General features: G+C 45.7%; 16 protein-coding genes and 1 pseudogene. 9 read left to right on the plus strand and 8 right to left on the minus strand.

The genetic code is table 11. The features are described 5' to 3' along the window. Positions 1-11: 11 nt before the first annotated feature. Positions 12-629, minus strand: coding sequence for a Uma2 family endonuclease (locus tag N39L_RS29195; protein WP_006617742.1), 618 nt, complete (start codon positions 627-629; stop codon positions 12-14). Between the two features lie 114 nt (positions 630-743). Between N39L_RS29195 and N39L_RS29200 the strand changes: the two genes are divergently transcribed. From N39L_RS29200 to N39L_RS29225, 5 genes and pseudogenes are all read left to right on the plus strand, one after another. Next, positions 744-1,046, plus strand: a complete 303-nt coding sequence (locus N39L_RS29200; RefSeq protein ID WP_006617741.1) for a hypothetical protein — start codon at positions 744-746, stop codon at positions 1,044-1,046. Next, positions 997-2,088, plus strand: coding sequence for an S-layer family protein (locus N39L_RS29205; RefSeq protein ID WP_006617740.1), 1,092 nt, complete (start codon positions 997-999; stop codon positions 2,086-2,088). Before N39L_RS29200 ends, N39L_RS29205 begins: the two co-directional genes overlap by 50 nt. An 18-nt stretch (positions 2,089-2,106) precedes the next feature. Then, entirely contained in the window at positions 2,107-4,686 is a 2,580-nt protein-coding gene (locus N39L_RS29210; protein WP_006617739.1) for a CHAT domain-containing protein, read from the plus strand. Positions 4,687-5,440: 754 nt separating this feature from the next. Continuing rightward, positions 5,441-7,208 (plus strand): annotated as a pseudogene (ltrA, locus tag N39L_RS29220) (group II intron reverse transcriptase/maturase). 127 nt (positions 7,209-7,335) lie between these two features. Beyond that, positions 7,336-8,508, plus strand: coding sequence for a DNA cytosine methyltransferase (locus N39L_RS29225; RefSeq protein ID WP_014277139.1), 1,173 nt, complete (start codon positions 7,336-7,338; stop codon positions 8,506-8,508). A 60-nt stretch (positions 8,509-8,568) separates the two neighbouring features. Here N39L_RS29225 and N39L_RS29230 read toward each other — a convergent pair whose 3' ends face one another. Further along, entirely contained in the window at positions 8,569-9,648 is a 1,080-nt protein-coding gene (locus N39L_RS29230; RefSeq protein ID WP_006619632.1) for a PIN/TRAM domain-containing protein, read from the minus strand. Positions 9,649-10,003: 355 nt separating this feature from the next. Between N39L_RS29230 and N39L_RS29235 the strand changes: the two genes are divergently transcribed. Further along, on the plus strand, positions 10,004-10,315 hold the full coding sequence (locus N39L_RS29235) for a hypothetical protein (RefSeq protein WP_006619631.1): 312 nt from the start codon (positions 10,004-10,006) through the stop codon (positions 10,313-10,315). On the opposite strand, the gene N39L_RS29240 is transcribed toward N39L_RS29235, so the two are convergent. The 5 genes from N39L_RS29240 to N39L_RS29260 all read right to left on the minus strand — a co-directional run bounded on the left by N39L_RS29240 (position 10,295) and on the right by N39L_RS29260 (position 14,597). Beyond that, positions 10,295-11,698: an IctB family putative bicarbonate transporter gene (locus N39L_RS29240; protein ID WP_006619630.1), complete on the minus strand. Its 1,404-nt coding sequence runs from the start codon at positions 11,696-11,698 to the stop codon at positions 10,295-10,297. The genes N39L_RS29235 and N39L_RS29240 overlap by 21 nt on opposite strands. A gap of 96 nt (positions 11,699-11,794) precedes the next feature. Next, on the minus strand, positions 11,795-12,640 hold the full coding sequence (gene folP, locus N39L_RS29245; protein ID WP_006619629.1) for a dihydropteroate synthase: 846 nt from the start codon (positions 12,638-12,640) through the stop codon (positions 11,795-11,797). Positions 12,641-12,650: 10 nt separating this feature from the next. Continuing rightward, positions 12,651-13,376: a triose-phosphate isomerase gene (gene tpiA / locus N39L_RS29250; RefSeq protein WP_006619628.1), complete on the minus strand. Its 726-nt coding sequence runs from the start codon at positions 13,374-13,376 to the stop codon at positions 12,651-12,653. A gap of 94 nt (positions 13,377-13,470) precedes the next feature. After that, positions 13,471-13,656, minus strand: a complete 186-nt coding sequence (locus tag N39L_RS29255; RefSeq protein WP_006619627.1) for a PCP reductase family protein — start codon at positions 13,654-13,656, stop codon at positions 13,471-13,473. Positions 13,657-13,691: 35 nt separating this feature from the next. Beyond that, positions 13,692-14,597, minus strand: coding sequence for an alpha/beta fold hydrolase (locus tag N39L_RS29260; RefSeq protein WP_006619626.1), 906 nt, complete (start codon positions 14,595-14,597; stop codon positions 13,692-13,694). Between the two features lie 417 nt (positions 14,598-15,014). Between N39L_RS29260 and N39L_RS29265 the strand changes: the two genes are divergently transcribed. Next, positions 15,015-15,662, plus strand: a complete 648-nt coding sequence (locus N39L_RS29265) for a hypothetical protein (protein WP_006619625.1) — start codon at positions 15,015-15,017, stop codon at positions 15,660-15,662. Positions 15,663-15,891: 229 nt separating this feature from the next. Further along, the gene (locus N39L_RS29270) at positions 15,892-16,776 is read left to right on the plus strand and encodes an MBL fold metallo-hydrolase (RefSeq protein ID WP_014277141.1); all 885 of its coding nucleotides are present in this window, start codon (positions 15,892-15,894) and stop codon (positions 16,774-16,776) included. Positions 16,777-16,928: 152 nt separating this feature from the next. Here the strand turns inward: N39L_RS29270 and N39L_RS29275 are convergent, their stop codons facing one another. Further along, entirely contained in the window at positions 16,929-18,947 is a 2,019-nt protein-coding gene (locus tag N39L_RS29275) for a DUF1565 domain-containing protein (protein ID WP_006619623.1), read from the minus strand. Between the two features lie 216 nt (positions 18,948-19,163). On the opposite strand from N39L_RS29275, the gene N39L_RS29280 reads away from it, so the two are divergent. After that, positions 19,164-20,261 carry a thiamine phosphate synthase gene (locus tag N39L_RS29280; protein WP_006619622.1) on the plus strand — a complete coding sequence of 366 codons (1,098 nt, stop codon included), beginning with the start codon at positions 19,164-19,166 and terminating at the stop codon, positions 20,259-20,261. Positions 20,262-20,331 lie beyond the last annotated feature (70 nt).

The raw sequence follows: 20,331 nt of genomic DNA on the forward strand, positions 1-20,331 counted from the left end.
CCACCCTCCTACTACGACTTACCCCAAACTCTACCTAAATCTAATACAAAACCAGGTAACAGGTTCTCTCCGGATAACTCAGTTGGATTGGATAGCATTTCTACGTCCGAATCGGCTCGATAAACTTCTACTATTCGACGTTGCGGGTCGATTAACCACCCCAATTTTGCGCCATTTTCTAGATACTCTTGCATTTTTTCTGGCAGCGATTTTAGAGTATCCGAATCAGAACGTAACTCTACGACAAAATCCGGACAAATCTCTGGAAAAGTTTTCTTTTGTTCCTGGCTTAGTGCATCCCAACGGTCTTGACTCACCCAACAGGCATCGGGAGAACGATTTGCCCCATTGGGTAAAATAAACCCCGTGTTACAGTCGAATGCTTTCCCTTGTTGATAATTTTCGTACCAACAATACAATTGCCCAATGATACTAAAATTACGTTCTCCGGTTTCCCAACCCGTTGGTGGATTCACAATTAACTCTCCTGTGGCGGTTCTCTCCAGTTGTAATTCTCGATTACTGGCGGCTAGGGCGGCAAATTGTTCTTGGGTGACGTGAAGTTTCAGGGTTTTGGGGTATGCCAGCAATAGGGTATCGGTTTCCGATGTTTGAGGGGTCTGTACCATTTTGACTTCTCCGATGTAGAGATAGGCTAGTTAAATTTTAGGCGATCGCCCCCACTCCCTCTACCGACATCAGCCGCGATCGCCTCTAACCCAAGCAACACCGGCTTCAACCCCGTGGTTTCCGGTGCGGGGGCTCGAACTCTTTGCCGGTCATCTACGACCGGCGAACTGGATTCTACAGGTCAAGCTGGTGATATCACTATCAATACTAATCAATTAACTATTTCCGGTGATGGGGCGACTATTTTCAGTGCTACACAAGGTAGCGGTCAAGCGGGGGATATTAGCATTCAAACCCGACAACTACAAGTTAATAATGGCGCTCAAATAGTTGCCACTACTCTCGGTGACGGACTAGGCGGAAATATTGACGTTTTGGCGCTCGTCTATCCAGTTAGTCGGAACTTCCCCCACTAGGGAAAATCCCAGCGGCTTATTTACTTCTACCGGAACCCCAGACCGGTTTGGTCAAGGAAGCGCACCCGCCGGAAATATCCAAGTAAGAACTGGACAATTACAAATTTTAGACGGCGCTCGCATTTCGGCATCTAGTCAAAATCAAGGGTTAGGAGGAAGCCTGAATATTATGGCTTCCCAAGGGGTAGAATTTACCGGAACTTCACCGGATGGCTTTTTCCGTAGTGGCTTATTTGCGGAAAGTCGCAGTGAAGGAGAAGGGGGAAATATTCACCTCAGCGCCCCGAATTTGCGACTTGACAATGGCGCGACTATTACCACTGAAACAGCATCTAATAATGGGGGTAATATCAGTTTGGCGATCGCCGATACCATCACCCTGCGCCGCCAAAGTACCATATCAGCAACAGCAGGTATAAATAGCGGTCAAGGTGATGGCGGGAACATCGATATCATCACCAAATATCTGTTTGCTATCCCCCTGGAAAATAGCGATATAACCGCCAATGCTTTTTTGGGGACAGGGGGTAATATTACCATCACAGCTAGGGGAATTTTTGGCATTGAGTTCCGCCGCGAATTAACCCCCCTGAGTGATATTACAGTTAGTTCCGCCTTTCGAGTTGATGGGGTAGTCACAATTAATAATCCTGATACTGACCCCACCCAAGCACTGTTTGAACTACCCACCGGACCTATTGATGCGTCTCGGTTAGTCACTCTTAGTTGTTTACCAGGGTCCCAAAATAATCAATTTATTGTCACCGGACGCGGCGGTTTACCACCCAACCCCACCACCATACACACCGGAGAAAGTCCCCTCGAAGATTTGGGTAGCATAACTTTAGAATCACCAAATCTACAAGGTAGTGCTACAATTTACCAAGATTTTAGTACAGCAGGCAATTCCATCTTAGTTGAGGCTCAAGGGTTAGTGATGTATTCTGATGGTCGCGTTAGTTTAATTGCGCGTAGTCCTCATGCTTCCTCGTCTTCTATTCCCTGGCTAAACCCTCAATGCCGTCCTACTGTAATTCCCTAATTGTGTTGTGCCAATTCTATGAAATATCCTAGGCGTTTGACTTTTACCCTATTGATTTTATTGGGTTTATTGATTAGCCTGCTGTTAGCAGATACCATCTCGAAACCAGGTTTAACCCAAATTGTCGCCCCAAAACAGACTCCCATAATTAGCCAAGCCTCCGAGGGGTTACAGGAGGAACAACGGGGACGCGATCGCTATCAACAGGGGGATTTTCAACAGGCGATCGCTATTTGGGAGTCCGTCGCGCAAACCTACCACAACCAAGGATATTTCATAGCCCAAGCACGGGTTCTTAGTAACCTATCTCTGGCTTATCAACACCTGGGAAAATGGCAACCAGCCACAGAAGCGATCGCCCGCAGTATCGCTTTATTAGAGAATGCTGGACCCCCTGGCTTATCTGTTCTCGCCCAGGCTATGAATACCCAAGGTCAATTATATCTGGCTATGGGAAAGCCTGAAGCCGCCTTTAGCTCCTGGGAAACCGCCGAAAAGTTATATAATCGCGATCGGCAGCAAATGGGAGTTTTTAAAGCGAGAATAAATCAAGCCACCGCCCTACAGCAACTGGGATTATATCGCCGCGCTTCTTTACTGTTAGCCGATATCAGCAACAATCTTCAGCACCAAGAAAACTCCCGCGAAAAAGCGATCGTCCTCATTCGACTCGGCAACCTACTTAGTACCCTCAGCCGTTTTAATGAAGCCCAAATTATCTTACAACAGGGTTTAACTATAGCTACAAACTTAGACTTAAACTCCGAAAAAATTACCGCCCTAATTGGCTTGGGGAATGTCGCCAAAAACCATCAAGATTATACCACAGCTTTAGACTATTATCAACAAGCCTTAACTAGATCTCCTTCTCCTCAACAGCAGGTAGCTATAGAACTTTCCCAATTAAGTTTATTGGCTGAGACTCAGGACTGGCAAGCCTTTAGTCAACTATTAGCAACCACAAAATCTCACCTAGATCAGTTACCATCAAACCACACAACTATCTATTATCGTCTCAACTTAGGACAGCATTGGTCTACCTTTCAACAAGCCCAAAATCCTCAATCATCTTGGCAGAATATTCTCCAACTGTATAGCCAAGCAACTCAAGAGGCGATCGACCTAGGAGACCAACGAGCGCAAGCCTTTGGCTTAGGTTATATAGCCAGTATTTATGAACAAACCCAACAATGGGAAATTGCCCAAAATATTACCCAAGATGCCTTAATCTTGAGTCAACAAATTAAAGCCCCAGATATTTCCTACTTATGGTTATGGCAATTAGGTCGCATTCAACAGGCACAAGGAAAACCAGAAAAAGCCATATCTTCCTACTTAGAAGCCGTCAACCTAATTGGTTCTCTAAGTCAAGATATCGCTTCCATTGGTCGAGAGTTTCAGTTTTCTTTTCAAAATAGTATTGAACCCGTGTATCGGGAATTAGTATCCTTACTATTAGAAACCACACCGCCGGGTCAGGTTGTCAGTCAGAATAACTTATCCCAAGCCATTAATGTAATCGAGTCTTTAAAAGTTGCTGAATTGGATAACTTTTTTAAAGCCGATTGTGTCGATGTTGTCAGTAGAAAAATAGATGAAATAGACCCCACAGCAGCCGTCATATATCCAATCATCTTAAAAGATAATCTTCATGTAATTATCAGTAAACCTAATCATCCCCTAATTCATCATCAAACTAATGTCAGCAAAACCGAAGTAGACACAACTATCAAGCAACTGTCTCAAGGATTAGTTATTCGCAGCCGTCGAGATTTTTATGAACCCGCCCAAAAACTTTATAATTGGGTAATTCGACCCCTGGCTAATCAAATTAATCCCGAACAAGTGAAAACCCTAGTTTTTGTCCCTGATGGTTCCTTCCGTAATATCCCCATGGCGACCCTTTATGATGGCGAAAAATATCTCATAGAAACCTATAGCATTGCCATTACTCCTGGCTTAAAATTACTATCCGATAAATCCATCAAACAGCTAGATTTAAAAGTTCTAGCCGGGGGATTAACCGAAGAAAGAGATGGATTTAGTCCCCTGAGTTATGTAGCCGAAGAAATCGCCACAATTCAATCAGAAACAGCCAGCACAGTCCTACTTAATCAAGATTTCACCAATCAATTAATCCGCCACAAATTAGAATTAACTAACTACCCCATAGTTCACTTTGCTACCCACGGTCAATTTAGTTCTCGCTTAGATGACACATTTATTTTAGCTTGGGATAGTCGTATTAATATCCTAGAATTAGATAGTTTATTAACTGAAAAAACTCTCACAGGTCGTACACCCATAGAATTACTAATTCTCAGCGCTTGTCAAACCGCCTCCGGTGATAATCGTGCCACTTTAGGGCTGGCTGGAATGGCAGTTAAAGCCGGTGCCCGCAGTACAGTTGGCACTCTCTGGTCAGTGAATGACCAAGCCAGTAGTGAGTTAATGAGTGAATTCTACAGATTTTTAAATCAAAAGCAATTCAACAAGTCAGAAGCCCTCAGACAAGCGCAATTAAAGCTATTAAATAATTCCTTTTTCCGCCATCCATTTTATTGGAGTCCCTATATTTTGGTCGGTAATTGGTTATAAACATTTCTCCCTACTGATGATATAATCATCTAACATGTGCGATACGTTCAGGCATTAAATAAGGTTGAAATACCTGAAATAACCGCCTGGTGGGGACTTCAACCCCTTGGTTGAATATAAGGAGCGCACTCCTGACCATCCCTATAACTGTTTATATGTCCCAACATTCGGTATAGAAATATACCAAATAAGGCAGGGAACCCAAGGTCAAAACGAACTAACTCATACAAATTCATTATAGGAAGCCCATAAATGGATAAGTAAAAGTTAGGAAATCAGGGTAACGGCGATAGCCACCCCCAGTTTTGGGAATCACAACCCCAGGATTGAAGCGGGGAACGGAAGGCGTGAAGTAGAACCTACTACCATATACGACCACTGCCAACCATCCATGATTAGGGAAACCGAATGTCCGGCTTGAACCACCGTCATGATTAAGCAGCGAAACAGGTTGATACGCTGCGCTCAAAAGGAGTAAGGGGAAAAGTAGGGTTTTATGTTAAACACCTGCACAGACCTTTAAAAGTACCCCGGTGGAGAGGACAAATCTAAAGATGGAATGCCCATATAAACGGAACGTTTTAAGTCCTCCTGGACTCTAACTATCTGGTCGAGGTAGTTAGTAGGGATAAGTGTAACCGCAAGTCCTAGAGGATGTGAGATGTGACCAGAAGCCAACGCCCGACCGTAATGGTAGGGATATGCTGACAGGTCACGGTTTGATTGTATGAAATAAAGTCTAATAGGTGTACAAATGGCGATAGCGAGTTTAAAGAAAGGGTTTGGGAAACCAAAACCAATCAAGACTACGAACAACGCATGGAAGGCAATCCCATGGACTAAGGTTCAACGGAAAGTTTTCAAGCTCCAAAAGAGTATATTTCAAGCAGCTAAATCGGGACAAAATGCTAAGGCACGAAGGTTGCAACGTCTATTGGTGAAATCATATTATGCCCGGCTCTTAGCAGTGCGTCGAGTGACTCAAGATAATCAAGGCAAGATGACAGCCGGAGTTGATGGAGTAAGAGTAATCTCTTCGAGACAAAGGTTTGAACTGGTCAAGAACATTAAGGGAAACCTCAAAGCAAAACCACTGCGACGAGTGTGGATTCCAAAACCTGGCAGGGATGAAAAAAGCTGGAATAGGAATACCCACAATCCAAGATAGAGCAAGGCAAGCCTTGGTTAAGTCGGCTCTCGAACCTGAATGGGAATCGAGATTTGAGGGCACTAGCTACGGGTTCCGACCCGGACGGTCAGCACAAGATGCAATAAGTAGGATTTACCTGAGTATTAACAAAGGTGAATATTACGTGCTGGATGCTGACATAGCAAAATGCTTTGACCGAATAAACCATGATTATCTACTGTCAAAAATTCATTGTCCAAGCAACCTAAAAAGAGACCTGAAACAATGGCTCAAAGCAGGCGTGCTAGATAACGGTATATTTGAGGATACAGAAGCAGGGACACCTCAAGGAGGGGTGATAAGTCCACTCCTAGCCAACATCGCACTGGATGGTATGGAAAGGCTAGTCAAAGGAATGTATCCAAACAAAGGAACAGCCACTCAGGTGAACCTTATAAGATATGCCGATGATTTTGTGGTCATATCAAAAGACTTAGGAATCATTGAACAGTGCAAGACTGCAATTTCTGAATGGCTAAAACCTGTAGGATTAGAGATAAAACCTGAAAAGACCCGAATATGTCACACACTCAATCCTATTGAGTATAATGGCAAGATTGAGGAACCTGGGTTCGATTTTCTAGGATTCAATATCAGGCAATACCCCGTTGGAAAGTATAAATCTGGGAAAACAGGTGGGGCAACAAGCCGACTAATCGGACATAAAACCCACATAAAACCCAGCAATAAAGCAGTTAAAGCCCACACAGAAGTGATTAAAGGTGTAATTAAACAACATAAAACAACACCTCAATCAGCCCTGATTAGTAAACTAAACCCGATTATTCGGGGATGGTCTAATTATTACTCAGCGGTAGTCTCAAGTGAGACCTTTAACATACTAGACCACATAATCTGGCAAATGTTACGGGCATGGACAGTATCAAGATGCGGAAAGGCAAGTCACGAAAAGCTAAAAAATTATTTCAGACATGGAACGATTAAACTTAGCAATGGGAAAGAAAGACACGAAGATTGGTTGTTCCAAACCAAAGATGGGTTACATCTATTCAAACACAACTGGACTCCAATTGTCAGACATACCCTAATACGCCCTGACGCAACACCATACGACGGAAATTGGACTTACTGGGCAACCAGGAAAGGACAAGCAATCGACACGCCAACTAGGGTAGCAAAACTACTCAAAAAGCAGAAAGGAAAGTGTAGTTGGTGCGGGCAATTCTTTACCCCCACCGACCTAGTTGAGGTAGACCACATTGTACCTAGAAGCCAAGGCGGAAAGGATGAATACAAGAATCTTCAATTATTACATCGCCATTGTCACGATGATAAGACAGCTCTTGATAAAGAAAGGTCGCTGTACTCTTAACAAGGAGACGGTCAAATTAGGAGCCGTATGAGGTGAAAATCTCATGTACGGTTTTGAATGGGAGGGGTAGACCGTGAGGTCTATCTCGACCCCTAATCCATCTTGACCAAGCAGGTAGCTAGGGCCCATGACCACTTCAACAACTAAAACCTTTATTGACCTATTTTCGGGAGCCGGAGGGATGTCCTGTGGCTTGGAAATGGCAGGTTTTGAATGTTTGTTAGGTGTCGATTTCGATAAATCTGCTATCCAAACTTTTCAAAATAATCACCCTCAAGCTGAAACAATTTGTGGCGACCTGCGGGAAATTTCTACCGAGCAAATTCGGGAATTAATTGGCGATCGCCACATTAACTTAATTTGTGGAGGTCCCCCCTGTCAAGGTTTTTCCACCATTGGAACCAATAATAATCTGGATAAACGCAATTTTTTATTTTTAGAATTTCTGCGGTTTGTTGAACAGCTTAAACCCGACTATATCATCATTGAAAACGTCACAGGTTTATTATCCCGCAAAAACGAAAACACCCTCACATCAATTTTAACTTGTCTACAGAATATCGGATATACTGTTGATGTCCGAGTCCTATCTGCTCATCATTACGGAGTCCCCGAAAAACGCAGGCGCACCATTTTTTTAGGTAATCGTTTCGGCGTACCCAATTTATATCCATCCCCACAATTTCAAGATAATGAACCAGATTTATACTTTCTTCCCGCTGCAAAAACCGTAGGATTTGCTTGGGAAAACTGGCTAACATATCAGGGAAAAACTTACAACCACGACCCCAGAACCGCCCAAATTCCCAATCATTTAGAACGTCAAAGAATCCAGCATATTCCCGAAGGTAAAGGCGTTCGTTATCAACCAGACCAACAGGCTTATTTACCCCCCGACTTATGGTATAATATAGATTGGGAAAAGCTGCGAGAATCCCGATTTAGGGAAACCAAACTTAAACGCCTAGCGCGAGATAGTTATTCTCCCACCATCAACACCAGTCGCACCACCTACTATCACCCCACAGAAAACCGTTATCTGACCCCCAGGGAAGCCGCAGCCATTCAGTCTTTCCCCCCCAATTTCATCTTTTACGGAACCGTAACCCAACAGTGGCGACAAATTGGCAATGCCGTTCCCCCTTTATTAGCCAAAGCATTAGGGGAAGCCATTTTAAAATTAGATTTAAAATTAGATAACTACCAAAACTCAGGAGATAGTCTGAATACAGAATCAGGTATTGATCAAATTAGGGCTAATGCCTTCAATTATAAAACCAGTGCCAGTTCCTCCGCTTAACAATTATCCCGTTATTGGGCAGATAGGGCACTAAGATTTAGCACCCTATTAACTGTTAAACTAAGCCATTACAGAATGTTCTGGACGGGCGAAAATCATGCGGCCGGCCGAGGTTTGCAGAGAACTGGTGACAACTACCCGCAGTTGGTCGCCGAGGTATTCGCTACCGGACTCTACCACAACCATCGTGCCATCCTCAAGATAACCAATTCCTTGGGAAGGTTCTTTACCCTCCTTGCGGATTTTCAATTCCAGAAGATCCCCAGGTAAATAGGACGGACGCACCGCCTGGGTAAGATCATTAATATTCAGAACAGGAACCTGTTGGACGGTTGCCACTTTAGACAAATTGTAATCATTAGTGAGCAGAAACCCATTAATTTCTTGAGCAAACCGCACTAATTTTGCGTCTACGGTGGCAATATCCTCATAGTCCGCCGAGTGAATTTGAACCCGTTCGGGATATTCTTCTCGGATACGGTTAAGGATATCAAGTCCCCGTCGTCCCCGCGCCCGCTTTTGATCATTAGCAGCATCAGCTACCAATTGCAACTCTTGCAGAATAAACTGGGGCACAAGAATTTTACCTTCCAGAAATCCAGTTTCTAGCAGAGGTTCAATGCGACCGTCAATAATGCAACTGGTATCGAGAACTTTAGTATGAGCAGATTTAAGAGTTCCCTCAGCCAGTAGTGTAGTTTCCAAACTATTGGGGTTGATTAGCTGTAGAAAAGCCCGTCCGTGGGTATCAGCCAGGTTAACCCCAGTGTAGCCAAATAGAACACTACATAGCACGGCCCCCAGAGGTTTGATAAAGCCAACCTCTTTAGGAATGGGTAACAAAAAGAGGGGAGCGAGCATGAGGTTAGCAATCAGTAAACCGATTACCATACCAATAGAACGGGTGAGTAATACCTCAAGAGGCATTTGGCGGATTTGTTCCTCGACCCGGTGATAGGTGGTTTGTACGACTAAACCGATTACCATACCAATTAGGCCAGTAAAAGCGGCGGTGACAGACCGTAATCCCTCAATATTAGTTACCTGTTCTAGGACGCTGCTGGGAAGCAGTTCTATCCCGTAAAAGCCGGTTCCGGCTCCTGCTATGATAAATAAAATGATAATGGTGGCATCTAGCATAGTTCTGGAGAATCCCAATTAAATCTCAATTCCCCTAGAGGTATTGAGTGGTTTTGTATTTTGATCAATTATATCTTTCACGGGCTAACCGATTTAGTTGGGGGTCATTTCGGTAATCACGACCGCTCTGGGGGTTATGGTGTTTTCCTGTCTGAGGTTTCGGGTGTTGAGAAATTCCCATATTAGTTGATTGAAGGCAGATTGAGGGTGATTGAGGCGTAACAATTATTTTAGAAATTGCTAGAATTGAATCAGAGTCCAGCTCAAGAAGTGTCACTATCATGGGTGGACCTCAAAGGATGATGTTATAGGGTGAGGAACAATAACTAGAGGCACTCGAGAGGATCACTAACCGATGTTAGAACTGATGGAAACATTCCATTTGTGGGAATACCAACTGAGAATTTATCGAGTTTTTCAGGAATATCGGATTGAACTTTCCCGTCAGGGTAGATATTACCTGCATCAAAAATCTTTCTCTGATTTAGATAACTGTGTACTCTGGGCCTGGTTGGAGTTGACCGATCGCCTGGAAACATCACTGACAGGGGATGAATGGCTAACTCTGTCTCAGGGTATTAGCCAATCACAAAACTATCGCCAATGGTTGAAGATCAATCAACTCCCACAAGGGCCGGCTAAATCATCAGTTGCTGCTGCTATCTGAATTAACACCCTGGTTATTAGGTAAATAGTAACTAGCAATCAATGCCACCATTAACCACCAGAGAGTATTAACTTGGGGGCGATACAAAACTGTATCAAATAGGCCATGGGCTAACATTCCGGCTAAAGTGGCGATCGCAGCTATTAACCAAAAACCGTCGGGATCTCCCCACTCTCGTAGCCTTTTAAGTTGTAGCCATCCTTGGTTAAAAGTCACGATCAATAGCCATAAGAAGGCGGTTAACCCTACAAACCCAGTTTCTACGATGACTTCTAAGATGACAGAATAGGCACTCAAAGCAGAGTATCGGGGGCGCATATATAACGGATAAACCTGATTAAAAGCATTATTACCAGGTCCAATTCCCAATATAGGGCGATCGCGGATCATCTCTATGACCGCCGCCCAAACATTGATGCGGAAATTATTACTACTATCACCACGTCCAGCAAAGATAGTGGCGACGCGATCGCGCACTGGTGGCACAACTACTATGGCTAACACCAGCAACGCCGCCAAGCCACCGACACCAATAGGAACAGCCCATTTTTGCCAAAAAGGTGGGAAATATTGACTAATCCAGTACAGCAGCAAAACGGCAAAAGTAAACAATAACCCGACAAACCCCAGCCATCCCCCACGGCTAAAGGTTAAGACCAAACACACAGAATTGACCAGCGCCATAGTAATTGCCAACAATTTCGGCATCAGGCCGCGCCAAGCCAAAATCGCCCCCAGACTCAACCCCACCGCTGGGATGAGATAGCCAGCGAGTAAATTAGGATTACCCAAATAACTGTAAATTCTGGTGATATTAGCTTGGGCTGATGTGGGGTCTACCCAAGTAGCCAAGGCTTTAGTGCCAAAAAACCACTGCCGCATCCCATAAACCCCGACAATGAGGGTAATATGCAGATAGAAGCCGATAAAAAGCGATCGCAAACGAGGCGATCGTAAAACCCGCGCCATCAGGAAAAATAAGACCAAGTAAAGAGTCAACCGCACCCACCCAGTGAATGCGGCTTGTTTTACCGGAGATAGGGATGTAGCGATCGTGGCGATTCCCCAATACAACAATACCAACAGGTGAATAGGGGTAAATGCCACTTGTGAGGGTTCATCACTCAGGGTCAGCAGAACCCAAAAGCCGCCACAGGCGATCAGCAACACCCCAATTAAAGCCGTATTGACAAAAGGGGCTAACCCAAACACCGTCGCCACCAATAGCACCCCAATTAATTCCCCCCATTCCATTAACCAGCTTCCCTGTCGCCACGATCGCAAACTGCCACTAATGCGATACAGCAGACTTCCCCCCCGCCACTGGTAGAGGTTGAGATTCCGCAAAGTAATAGACTGCCAAATTGATGCCACACTGGTCATGATCGTAAAATTCGATAAATTTGCCTCGGTCGTCGAGTACGGGGCGCGCCCAGGAAACCCGAAACCATCAAATGGTGCGATCGCACCTTCCCAATTTTAGGCTTGACGATAAATCGCATCTGCGACCCGCGCCACATCTACCATAGGTGGCACATCATGTATTCTGAGAATATCAGCAGAATGAGCGATCGCCGCCACACAAGCCGCTGCCGTCCCCCAGACACGCCCTTGAGGATCAGGCTTCTCAAGAATCTTACCAATAAAACTCTTACGGGACGGTCCCACCAATAGCGGACAATCGAGATCCTTCAATAGGGGTAATTCTCGCAGAATCTGCAAATTTTGCTCTAATGTTTTCGCAAAACCAATTCCAGGGTCAACAATCATGTACTCTGCTGGAATTCCCGCCGCCATTCCCGCCGCCAGACGTTCCGCCAAAAACCCTTTAATTTCCCCCATCAAATCCCCATAATCCGTCAGAGTTTGCATAGTTTGGGGAGTACCCCGTAGGTGCATTAACACCACTGGAACCCCCAAATCAGCCACCACTGATAGCATATCCGGGTCATAGATTCCCCCAGAGATATCATTAATAATATCCGCCCCACAACCTACTGCCGCTTCAGCAACTGCCGCCCGGGTCGTATCCACAGATATCACCATATCCCCCAGTTGTCGCAAACCCGACACCACCGGAAGCACCCGTTCAAGTTCCCTTTCCAGAGAAACCACCTCAGCCCCAGGACGAGTAGACACCCCTCCCACATCAATAATATCCGCCCCCGCCCGAACCATATCACCCGCCCGGACCAGGGCAGCATCTAGGGAATTGAACACCCCGCCATCGCTAAAGCTATCCGGCGTTACATTCAAAATCCCCATCAAATAAGTACGGCTTCCCCAATCAAAGGAATGACCCCGAATAGTGATTGGTTTAATCATCGCCAACCTGTCAACGATAATTGACAATGCGGCTAAAACTATCCGCCTGCAAACTAGCCCCGCCGACCAAAGCACCGTCAATTTCTGACTGTGCCATAATTTCATCAATATTATCCGGCTTCACAGAACCGCCATATTGAATCGTCACGTTAGGATTACTCAATTTGCCACGGATGAGACCAATTACCCGATTAGCCTCCTCAGATTCGCAGGTATCCCCGGTTCCAATCGCCCAAATCGGTTCGTATGCGATGACCAAGTTATTCTGATCGACACCTACCAGGCCCTCTTCTAATTGCGAGAAAATATGAGATTCCGTCTCTCCTGCGTCCCGCTGTTCCTTAGTTTCTCCCACGCACAAAATCGGAGTTAGACCGTGGTTTTGAGCCGCTTTCAGGCGCAGGTTAACTGTTTCGTTGGTTTCGCCAAAATATTGGCGACGTTCACTGTGACCTATGACCACAAACCGCACACCAATTTCTACTAGCATCAGGGGTGAGATTTCCCCAGTATAAGCCCCGGAATCTTCCCAGTGGACATTTTGCGCCCCTAGGCGTACCCGTGAACCATGCAAACTCTTGGACATCACACCCAAATCAGTGAAGGGGACACACAAAACTACTTCCCGCTCTTCTGGGGTGTCCTCCAATTCCATTACAAACCCTTTCAGAAACTCCTGGGCTTCTGCTTGGGTTTTATACATTTTCCAGTTTCCGGCAATAATGATTTTTCTCACTTTTGGACCAATAAACCTCAAAATACAATCAAAAGCCAACCCCTAGTTTAAAGGCTAGTGGGGTCATTTTGAGCAAATACTACCAGCGGTTTTACTACTGACCAAACTCAAGGCGTGCTTGTTCTACTAATTCCACTGTAACCTCTTCCTGGTCGGCTTCCCTGGCTAGTTGTTCAATCCTTTGTCTGGCTTGACCTCGGACGAAGTAGGGAATATTCTTGAGTTTGGCTGTGGCTTCTGGCTGCCACTTTAAATTGTTGATGTACTCGGAATTGGACATAGCAAGTTCTGGCACCTGTTACCTCATTTTTTAGCTTATGCGAGTTCTAGGGCTTTGAGCAAACTCCTAATTACGCCAATGGTTACGCCGGGTAATTCTAACTGGGGGGTTAGTCCTACGTCCTCGAGTTTTTGGAAAATTCGCACCGCCTCCCGATTTAGATTGGCTAATCTTTCTCCCATCTCTGGACTGGTAAATTGGCTTTTTTCTCCCCAAATCATGGCGGTGGGAGTGGTTAATTGGGGTATATATAAGGCTAAATCAAAGCATAAATCCCCTCGCACAAATGATAAGGCTGCATATTCGGCGTTAGGCTGTAGGGCGGATTCAAGATAGGCTTCGACGATTTCGTTATAAATTCGAGAGGAACGGGCAAATTGACGCTGCTCTAAAAAACTGCGGATTCCGATGGGGTTGGCGACGGCGGTGGCGTACAGAATTTGGTCTAAAATTGGGGTTTTGACAATTTGAGCAAATAAACTGTTAATATAATTTTGCCCAAAGTCCGATAAGCCGGAGGGGGTTGTGAGAATTAGCCCTTTGAATAATTCCGGTTTTTCGATCGCCACTCGCACGGTGAGGGCGGCGGTTACTGAGGAGGCGATCGCGATAATCGGTTCCGAGCAGGTGGCTTCTATAAATTCGGCGATCGTAGTTATATAATCCTCTGGGGTATAATCACGCGCTGGGTGTTCGGAACGTCCCCAACCTATCAGATCTGGGGCTAGAATTTTATAATCTGCTGCAAAGCCTGGATAGACTTTAGACCATTCATAAGCAGAAGAACCACCCCCAAAACCATGCAAAAACAATAAAGACGGCTTTTTTTCTGATTCATTTTCTTCTGGGGTTTGCCAGGGGCTTTTTGTCGCCGTATAATACACCATTCTGCCTAGAGATGTAACTATCGAATCTTGGGTAAATCCAATGGGATAAAACATATTTTAACCTCTTTTGAGTTTTCTGGTGTTTTTAGTGGCTATTAACCGCTTAATCAGACGGATTTTGGTTTATTATTGGCTCGCTATGTAACAGTGGATTAAATCCAGATACTGGGTGGGTTGGCACTTTAGCTGCTCCCAGGGTGACTTTTGACTGTTATAATATGGTGAGGGGTAATACCCCTCACGGCTATTAGCCCTCAGTTGACTGTCTTTAACTGTCCAGTGACCGGGTGATCAATTGGCCAGATGCCATGATCTTTTTTCCAAAATCTCCTGATGGAGGCTTGTAGATCCCGAAACCACAAGGGGAAGGGTATTTATTGAGCATCTAACCAAGACAGATAGAACAGTCCCCGGTTGTCAGCTATAGCAGTAACAAAACCCTGAATTTCAATGCTGTCGAGGAATTTAGTCATGAGCATTTCTATGGTAGAGGATTTTAGCCTAATGGTGGTTCAGGAAGTGACTCCAATGCAGAATCACATCGGAAAATTAGACCCTAGCAAGCGGGGAGAAAAAACATCGGAACTGGTAGTTCATCCCGTGGGTACAGATTCACCGGGTTCTAGGAACATGGCTAAATCTTCAGCAGCCTATGCTGACCATGAAAAATTGCCACAGTTATCGCCCTCGACTCGCATTCGGTTAGCGTTGGAAAAATTACAGGGATTTGAGAAAGTAGAGGAGCAATTCCAGCATTGGGGTATTAAATTTCATAATGCGATCGCCCTTCAACCCTCTAATCCGCGATTTGGCATTGAACCTGGGGTAACAGTTCTCATGGGCGCACCCAAGGGCGGCACACTAGAAGTGACATTTTCTGACGGGGTGCGTCAAGTTTGGGCTAGGGTGACAAGTTCTCGACATACGGTGATGTCAGCCTTTGATAAAAATGGCCAATTGCTGGCTACAGATGAGATGAAGGTTAATAAACCTAGTGATTCGATTGGGTCTGTATTACCGAACGCCGAATTAACCGTAACGGCGGAGAATATATCTAAAATTACCTTCTACACTTTTGATGCACAGTTAATTGTGAATCACCTCAAGGTTCAATTTTAACTGGTTTTGGGTATATGGGGCGATCGCACTATGGGGAATCTGAGCAACTATCGCAAAAGGTGCTACAAATTTTGCTAAGATGATGGCAGTTGGGTGGGAAACCATTAGCAATTCCTGACCTGGCGTACTTGGCTTGGTTTGATAACTTAGCCATAAAAATCGGATTAAACAACCAAGGCTGAGTCAAAAGAAGCCATAAACCGCCTAGCTGAATCTTCCAAAAAAACCCATGTCCAGCACAAAACACCAATTTACGGTTCACTTTTGGGGCGTTCGAGGAAGTATTTCCTGTCCGGGAACGACAACAGTTCGATATGGTGGGAACACCCCCTGTGTTGAGATGCGGGTGGGGTCGCAACGATTGATTTTTGACGGTGGGACAGGCTTACGGGTCCTGGGACAAGCATTATTAGCAGAAATGCCAGTAACCGCTCATATGTTCTTTACCCATTCCCACTGGGACCATATCCAAGGGTTCCCCTTTTTTGCTCCGGCCTTTGTTCCCATCAATACGTTTAACATTTATGGAGCGATCGCACCTAATGGTTCCACAATTGAGCAGCGCCTCAACGACCAGATGCTTCACCCTAACTTCCCAGTTCCTTTACAGGTAATGGGAGCTAAACTTAACTTTATTGATCTCACTATAGGCGAGTCAATTTACCTCGAAGATGATCTAGTCATTGAAACGGCTTTACTCAATCATCCGGGGGAAGCCGTGGGATATCGCGTCAGTTGGAAAGGCTACACCACCGCCTATGTCACCGATACGGAGCATTTTCCATATCGTCTTGATGAAAATGTACTCAAGTTAGCCCGCAATGCTAATGTACTGATTTATGATGCCACCTATACCGATGAGGAGTATTACTCGCCTAAGTCTAGTAAGGTAGGTTGGGGACATTCTACCTGGCAGGAAGCGGTGAAGGTCGCTCAGGCTGCGGGAGTTAAAAAATTGGTGATTTTTCACCATGACCCACTACACAACGATGATTTCATGGATAAAATAGGTGAAAACGTGGCTGATGCCTTTCCTAATAGTTTAATCGCCCGCGAGGGTTTATCCCTACAGTTGATTCCGCCGTTAAAGAATATTGCCACCAGTGAAAAGTGAAATTTTCAATAGCCCCCGCCTACTTCTTGAGGTGGGAGCCATTGAATTAGTTGGCCGCACCTCCACCCTAAAGAGACAGAGCCACCAAACTCCCGTGTGATCACCTATCCATCCCCACAGTAAAAGACGGTGGGGAATTCCGGCGATCCGTGTTAATTAAACGGTTCGATAGTCGCAGTAACACCCCGTTGGCGCAATTGTTGTAATAACCTATTCGCCTCGTGTTGGCTGCGGAAGGCTCCAGCTTGGATAAGCGATCGCCCATTAATCACCGTCGTAAAGGCTTGGGGAACAAGCGATCGCACTCTTTGCCGAACTTGACTGCTAGTATCACTCACCACCACTCTATATCGCAACCCCAATATACCCGCCGTAGTTGCAGGCGCAAGACCTGCCGTTACTTGGCTTGGTAGTTGTCCTCCCCCAGTACCAATAGGAATATTACCACCAGGAACCCGGAGAATATCAGACGAGGGTGCTGGTGGTGGGGATGTAATCGTAGATTGTCTTTGGGGTGCTGGCACCGGAATATAAACTGTTTGGGAGTTTTCTTCAGGATTAGAGGCACTGGTCACAGCCCGTCTCATCAGAGACAGCAACAGCGAGCCCGTAGACGAGTTTTCCGCCGCCGACTGAGGTGGTTCTGGTGGAGGTGGGGAACCAGACCCTACAGGGGCAGATATCGCCGGCTGAGGACGTTCTGGCGGCGGTACCGGAATCACAATCGCCTCCGAGTCATCCACAGGAATCGGAGGCGGTGCCGTGTTTGAAAGTGGAGTCACATTAGACTCAGGTAGATAAATGGGTAACGAAGCCGCTTGATTAATGGGGGAAATTGACGAAGAAGTATTTTGACCACCCTCCTGAGTAGAACTTCCCATCATGCGATTAGCGATCGCAGAAGGCCCAGCCCCACTCTGGTAACTACCCGCCAACTCTACAGAGCCAGCATTTTTAGTCATAGCCAACTCATTACCGTAGGCAAGAATCGTTAAACCCTTAGTACCATTATTCACATCATAGCGGCCATTATTGCGGATCACATTCTCTCCCGGTTCCGTTGGCGTTCCCAAATCCGGCAAAGATTGAGCAATAACCACAATACCATCACGCTCATTTTGTTCGATATAGTTATTGCGTAGTACCGGACGAGCGCTCGCTTGAATCACTATGCCATCACGATTATAGGCAATTCGATTACCCACGACAAACGGCTCTGACTGTTGGGCGATATTAATACCAAAACCAGTATTTTCAAAATCATTATCACGGATTTCCGGCTTAGATGAACCATAGACAGTAATGCCATTGGCTCCATTATTAGCAAAACTGTTTTGTTGAACTAAAGGCGCACTGGTTCCCACCACAGAAATACCATCATGAATATTGCCCGTAAAGGTATTATTAGATACAACCATCGAGCTAGATTCAATCCATAAACCATAACCGCGCGAGTGAGGATTAGTCACAGTTACCCCACTTAACCGGGCTGCATTCGCTCCCACAATAGCTACATTCTGGTTAGCAAAAACCCGACTGCTAAACACTCCCCCGCCATAAATAACCACATCCTGACCCTTATTCTCGGTATTACCCTGAATGGTAATATTAGGTTTAAGTATTAAGGGGAACGCTTCTCCCGTCTCGGCGCTATAGGTTCCTGGTGCCAATATAATAGCCGTATTCGGTGGGGCGACTCTCAAGGCTTGGGTGATGGTTCTCAACGGTGAAGCCTCGCTACCATTATTAGAGTCATTTCCCGTAGATGAACTCACATAAATTACATTGACTGAATTGGGAGTGGCTGTAGGTGTTTGAGCCAGTAGTAGGGGCGGGTGTATATAGTTGGCTGGTGTCTCCGATAGTTGCTCTGTGCACCCGTCTCTACAGGGGGTAGCGAATGCGGCTGATGCGATTCCCACTAATCCCACACTGGAGACTATAATCATTAAAATCAGCTTTAGAGATAACCAAGCTGTTTTAGGCCTAGGTGAACCTAGGGGGAAGAGAGGGCGGGGTAGCAGCTTCAGATCGCTGCCAGTTAAGTTCCCATCATCGGCTGACGAGGGTGAGTTCAGGGAACTGTTGGGCTGGGTGTCTGTCAATAACAAAGCCTCGGCTGAGGTTTGCTTTTTAGGATATTGACAGTTGCGGGGGGATTTAGAACTCACGGCAAAACTCCGACAAACTGTAATATTAATTGGGAAAATTAATCTATTTTGGTCCAGTATCCCCTATTATGGCAACACCTGGTTTTTTTATATGATTAATTTTCGTAATGGTGGTTCCGCCCACGGCTAAAGAAAATCTGATATATTAACCTGCGCCGTGGTTGATCATGATTGGGCTTGATTATTTGGCTTGATGGAGTTGGTGAGGAGATTTCGATGGGCGATTTGAATCATAAGACTAAACTGGGACAACCAGCACTTTATCGGATTTTAGATGCCAACTTAGACCGGGCGCGGGAGGGTATCCGAACTATTGAGGAATGGTTTAGGTTTGGCTTGGATAATTCGGAAATGGCTGCGGAGTGCAAGAATTTGCGACAGCAACTGGCACAGTGGCACAGTAATGAGTTGCGGATGTCCCGGGATACTACCACGGATGTGGGTACTCAGTTGAGTCATCCCTCGGAGGAAAACCGAGAAAGCCTGGAACAGGTGATACAGGTCAATTTTTGCCGGGTAGAGGAGGCTTTGCGAGTCCTGGAGGAATATGGTAAGGTTTACCATCCCAATATGGGGGCGGCGGTTAAGCAGATGCGCTACCGGGTCTATACGCTGGAAAGTAATTTACTCGCCTACGGACGACATCAGACGCTACAAAGGGCGAATTTGTATTTGGTGACTTCTCCCTCGGAAAGGTTGATGTCGGTGGTGGAGGCGGCTTTACAAGGGGGATTAAAGGTGGTTCAGTATCGCGATAAGGATACTGATGATCATCAGCGTTGGAAAAATGCCCGCCAGCTTTGTCAGCTTTGCCACCGTTATAATGCCCTGTTTTTGGTTAATGACCGGGTTGATATTGCGATCGCTGTTAATGCTGATGGGGTACATTTGGGACAGCAGGATTTACCTATTGCTGTGGCTAAACAGCTTTTGGGTCCTCAAAAAATTGTCGGTAAATCAACTACTAATCCCGAAGAGATGAAATTGGCGATCGCTGAGGGTGCCGATTATATTGGGGTCGGTCCGGTTTATGCTACTCCCACTAAGCCTGATAAGCAGGCGGCGGGTTTGGAATATGTGCGCCATGCGACTCGTCATGCTTCGGTTCCCTGGTTTGCGATCGGCGGCATTAATATGAACAATTTTGATGATGTTTTGATGGCTGGGGCGACTAGGGTGGCTGTGGTTCGATCTTTGATGCAGGCGGAACAACCTACTTTGGTAACTCAATATTTCCTCTCCCAGTTTACCCGTGTTCAAACTTTACGCGATCGCCAGATTTTACCCGAAAATGCTCCGGCGGATTTTTCCTGACCGAGTAGGGCGCTTTCCCGGCAGCATGGATAATTGAGCCTTGGGGGGGCGGAGGTGATTGCTAGATGCG

The organism is Limnospira platensis NIES-39 (assembly GCF_026000695.1).
GTDB lineage: Bacteria > Cyanobacteriota > Cyanobacteriia > Cyanobacteriales > Microcoleaceae > Limnospira > Limnospira platensis.

What these genes read in the sequence shown, in the direction of transcription:
- N39L_RS29195 (WP_006617742.1), bottom strand. Translation starts at nt 629, where the DNA reads ATGGTACAGACCCCTCAAACATCGGAAACCGATACCCTATTGCTGGCA.
- N39L_RS29210 (WP_006617739.1), top strand. Translation starts at nt 2,107, where the DNA reads ATGAAATATCCTAGGCGTTTGACTTTTACCCTATTGATTTTATTGGGT.
- N39L_RS29225 (WP_014277139.1), top strand. Translation starts at nt 7,336, where the DNA reads ATGACCACTTCAACAACTAAAACCTTTATTGACCTATTTTCGGGAGCC.
- N39L_RS29230 (WP_006619632.1), bottom strand. Translation starts at nt 9,648, where the DNA reads ATGCTAGATGCCACCATTATCATTTTATTTATCATAGCAGGAGCCGGA.
- N39L_RS29235 (WP_006619631.1), top strand. Translation starts at nt 10,004, where the DNA reads ATGTTAGAACTGATGGAAACATTCCATTTGTGGGAATACCAACTGAGA.
- N39L_RS29240 (WP_006619630.1), bottom strand. Translation starts at nt 11,698, where the DNA reads ATGACCAGTGTGGCATCAATTTGGCAGTCTATTACTTTGCGGAATCTC.
- folP (WP_006619629.1), bottom strand. Translation starts at nt 12,640, where the DNA reads ATGATTAAACCAATCACTATTCGGGGTCATTCCTTTGATTGGGGAAGC.
- N39L_RS29255 (WP_006619627.1), bottom strand. Translation starts at nt 13,656, where the DNA reads ATGTCCAATTCCGAGTACATCAACAATTTAAAGTGGCAGCCAGAAGCC.
- N39L_RS29260 (WP_006619626.1), bottom strand. Translation starts at nt 14,597, where the DNA reads ATGTTTTATCCCATTGGATTTACCCAAGATTCGATAGTTACATCTCTA.
- N39L_RS29265 (WP_006619625.1), top strand. Translation starts at nt 15,015, where the DNA reads ATGAGCATTTCTATGGTAGAGGATTTTAGCCTAATGGTGGTTCAGGAA.
- N39L_RS29270 (WP_014277141.1), top strand. Translation starts at nt 15,892, where the DNA reads ATGTCCAGCACAAAACACCAATTTACGGTTCACTTTTGGGGCGTTCGA.
- N39L_RS29280 (WP_006619622.1), top strand. Translation starts at nt 19,164, where the DNA reads ATGGGCGATTTGAATCATAAGACTAAACTGGGACAACCAGCACTTTAT.